This window comes from Enterococcus raffinosus (assembly GCF_001886185.1).
Taxonomy (GTDB): Bacteria; Bacillota; Bacilli; order Lactobacillales; family Enterococcaceae; genus Enterococcus_A; species Enterococcus_A raffinosus.
Genome location: NZ_JXLA01000078.1, coordinates 1 through 3,675, shown reverse-complemented (window position 1 = coordinate 3,675; position 3,675 = coordinate 1). Strand labels below are relative to the sequence as shown.

The following is a 3,675-nucleotide window of genomic DNA, read 5'->3' as shown; positions in this document are numbered from 1 at the left end:
TTCACCAACACTAGTTGACGAAGAGCCTTATTATTTAGCTAATTTTTTAGCAAGACGTGCTTTGTCACGGTTTGCTTTGTTTTTGTGGATCAAACCTTTTGATTCAGCCATATCAATTGCTTTAGCAGCTTCTTTATAAAGGTCATTCATATTTTCAGCGCCAGCAGCAGCAGCCTCTTCAAATTTCTTAACAGTAGTGCGCATTGCGCTCATTTGTGATGAGTTTTTAGCATTAGCAGCTTCACTAGTGCGAACACGTTTGATTGCAGATTCAATGTTTGGCATGGATTTCACCTCCGAATTCAGTCTTATACGGTTGTAACCGTACAATTCAACATTACTCATTATACATAAAGCCGCTTTTCAATGCAATAAAATCGTGACAAGTTTTTTTCCTTAACAGAAATTATATTTGAAACAATAGACAAATGCCTCGTTTTATCTATTGCCTGTTAGCTGTAGTACATCCATATAGATAAAAAAAGCTACCAAGATATCAAGAAAAAATAGATAAAAAGCTAGAATCTTTATCATTCTAGCTTTTTGTGATCAATGAGATGCTTTATAAAGTGGACATGTGGAGCATTTCGTTTCATCGATATCAGCAAGCTCCTTCAAGGGTATCAGCAACCGGAGTCCATTGAGAATAACAAGAATGGTACTTCCTTCATGGCCTACGACTCCTAAGGGCAGTGTCAGAAATTGTAGAAAATTACTTGCGATCAAAAAAACGATTACACATAGTGAGAATATGATGTTCTGACGAATAATCCGTTTCATTTTTTTCGATAAGCGATGACTATACATCAATTTCGTCAAATCATTTTTCATCAGCACCATGTCTGAAACTTCCATGGCTACATCCGTTCCTTCGCCCATCGCGACACCAATGCTAGCAGTGGCTAGGGCAGGGGCATCGTTGATTCCGTCCCCAACCATCGCATTGACCGTATAGTCCCTTTTCTGTTGCTTCACCAAATCAGTTTTATCAGCTGGTAGACACCCACCATGAAAATCATTTAAGTGAAGCTGCTGAGCAACATAACTGGCCGCACCTACATTATCACCTGTAAGCATGACAGTTTGAACATTTTGCTCTTGGAAATAAGTGATTACTTCTTTTGTATACGGCTTAGGCAAGTCCATTAGGGCAAGTAGAGCAGTAATTTGATCATTCTTACTAAGAACCACGACCGTCTTTCCTTCTTCGTGCCATTGGTCAATCAACGGGTGTTTCTGCTTATCAGTTGGTTTGCCGAGTTGCCATGTTTGATCTTGGTAAGTAGTCACTAGTCCAAATCCTGCGCGTTCCTCCACATTTAATTCAAGAGCATTCTCATCCTTAAAAAACTTTGTGATTGCTACCGCTAGAGGGTGCGTTGATTGCCGCTCCATTGAAAAAAATAATTGAGGAATCACAGAGTCATCTGAAAAGGTTTTATAATCCGTAACTCGCGGTTTTCCTTGTGTCAATGTGCCCGTTTTGTCGAAGGAGATTGCCCGTAAATCGGCCAGGTTTTCTAAAGTCTTTCCTGATTTAAAAAGGATTCCCTTTTTCGCGCCGTTTGATATTGCAGCCAAAGTAGCGGGTGTGGCAGAAGCAACTAAGGCACAAGGTGAGGCAACCACTAATAAAACCATTCCACGATAAAAGCTTTCGGTAAAGCTCCAATCAAGTATGAAGTGTGTAAACAAAATCATTAGAGGAACTGCTAGCAAAACAATTTTGACATATACATTTTCAATTTTCTCAATGAAAGTTGCAGTTGCTGTTTGTTCATTTTGAGCATTTTCAACCAAACGTAAAATATGCGCAAAAAGAGTATCATTACTTGTCTTAGTTACTTCCAATGAAAAAGGTTGCCCTAAATTAATTGTTCCACCAAAGGCTTCATCATCAATATTTTTTTCAACAGGAACGGATTCTCCAGAGATTGCAGATTCGTCAATAGAGGAAGCTCCAAGCATTCGGCCATCAATAGGGACCGCTTTTCCTTTAGGAACAAAAACCAAGTCGCCCAATTTTAATTCTTCAACAGGAACCGTGACATGCTCACCATCAATAATTTTCAAGGCTTCATTCGGAGCAACATTCATTAGTGCGGTAATTTCCTTCGTGCTTTTATTTGTAGCATACTCCTCCAAGGCACCACTTAAGCAGAAAATAAAGGTCAGCATCGCCCCTTCAAACCAATTTCCAATCAAACAGGCTCCTATAGCAGCTAACGCCATCAATAAATCGACATTCAAGGTGCGTTCTTGCACGAGTTCACTGATTCCTTCGTAGGTTTGCTTCCAACCGCCGCTAATGATCGCAACAATGAAAAAGAGAGGATAGATAGGCTGAGAAAGCCCAATTAAGATCCTACCAACAATTAAAAACAATAAACAGAAAAGGGTAGAGAGAAACGCATTGCGTTCTTTTTTACTCATCACTTTTCCTCCTTTCTCAATAGTCTTGACATGTATCTAATGGTAATAGCTCATCAAGATACTAACTATTCTTTCACTATTATAGTAACATATTAGTTTGGCTAAATGATAATGAAATTAGCTAATTGAGAACGAAAGTGATTATCAATTGGAATTGAGAATGACTATCATTAGTGGTTGTAACGGTGAAAGAGGAATATCTCGTTAAAAATCAAGAAATTTTCTATTCGTTTTAATTTATAATTAATATAGTTTAAACAGAAAAAAAGACCTGCTAAAAAGGCAGGTCTTACATAGCAATCAGCCAATAGCCGATCAAAATTATCCCTAATACAATTCGATACCACCCGAACACGGTAAAATCGTTTCGTTTGATATAATCCAATAAAAACTTAATTGCGATAATCGATACGATAAAGGCTGTGACCATACCGACTAACAAAACAATAATTTCAGAACCCCCAAAGGTATTGCCGTTCATTAAGAATTTAACGATTTTCAACCCGCTGGCACCAAACATCACTGGAATCCCGAGGAAGAAAGAGAATTCCGTCGCTACAAAACGAGAACTTCCGATGATAATAGCTCCAAGGATCGTCGCGCCTGAACGAGAAGTTCCAGGGATTAGAGAGAGCAATTGAAAGGCTCCGACGATAAGAGCGGCTTTATACGTAAAGTCGTTCAAATTGGTGCATTTGGGCGTCTTAGTCTTATTGTGTCGTTCTACAACAATAAAAGCGATCCCGTAAACGATCAGCATGATTGCAACTGGCAAGAACTTATGAAAATGTTCCTCTAGAAAATCATCCAAAGGCAGTCCAATCACCGCTGCCGGCAAGCAAGCGATGATTACTTTAAACCATAACGTCCAGGTGTCCTGTTTTTCTTCATGTGTTTTGCTTGGTGCGAAAGGGTTCAACTTACTAAAATAAAGAACCACGACCGCTAGGATAGCTCCTAATTGAATCACAACATTGAACATTTCAATAAAAGCAGGACTCATATTTAATTTGATAAATTCATCTGCTAAAATCAAATGCCCTGTCGAGGAAATAGGCAACCATTCAGTGATTCCTTCGACAATTCCAAGAATAATTGCTTTAAAAATATTAGCGATAAGCATTAAGTGTACGTCCTTTCAAGTTAATAACAATAATCAGTATACCGTTTCACTCTTGAAAAGACCATCGAAAAAAGGCTAAGCTTTTTTTAAGAGTAACACATCCACCCGTGAGAACGGGT

3 protein-coding genes are annotated in these 3,675 nt (G+C 38.7%); all 3 read right to left on the bottom strand.

All coding sequences use genetic code 11. The features are described from left to right. Positions 1 to 30: 30 nt before the first annotated feature. Positions 31 to 285: a 30S ribosomal protein S20 gene (gene rpsT / locus RV13_RS20055; RefSeq protein WP_010744899.1), complete on the bottom strand. Its 255-nt coding sequence runs from the start codon at positions 283 to 285 to the stop codon at positions 31 to 33. A gap of 264 nt (positions 286 to 549) precedes the next feature. Next, on the bottom strand, positions 550 to 2,433 hold the full coding sequence (locus RV13_RS20050; RefSeq protein ID WP_010744898.1) for a heavy metal translocating P-type ATPase: 1,884 nt from the start codon (positions 2,431 to 2,433) through the stop codon (positions 550 to 552). A 289-nt stretch (positions 2,434 to 2,722) separates the two neighbouring features. After that, positions 2,723 to 3,556: an undecaprenyl-diphosphate phosphatase gene (locus RV13_RS20045; RefSeq protein ID WP_010744897.1), complete on the bottom strand. Its 834-nt coding sequence runs from the start codon at positions 3,554 to 3,556 to the stop codon at positions 2,723 to 2,725. Positions 3,557 to 3,675: the final 119 nt, after the last annotated feature.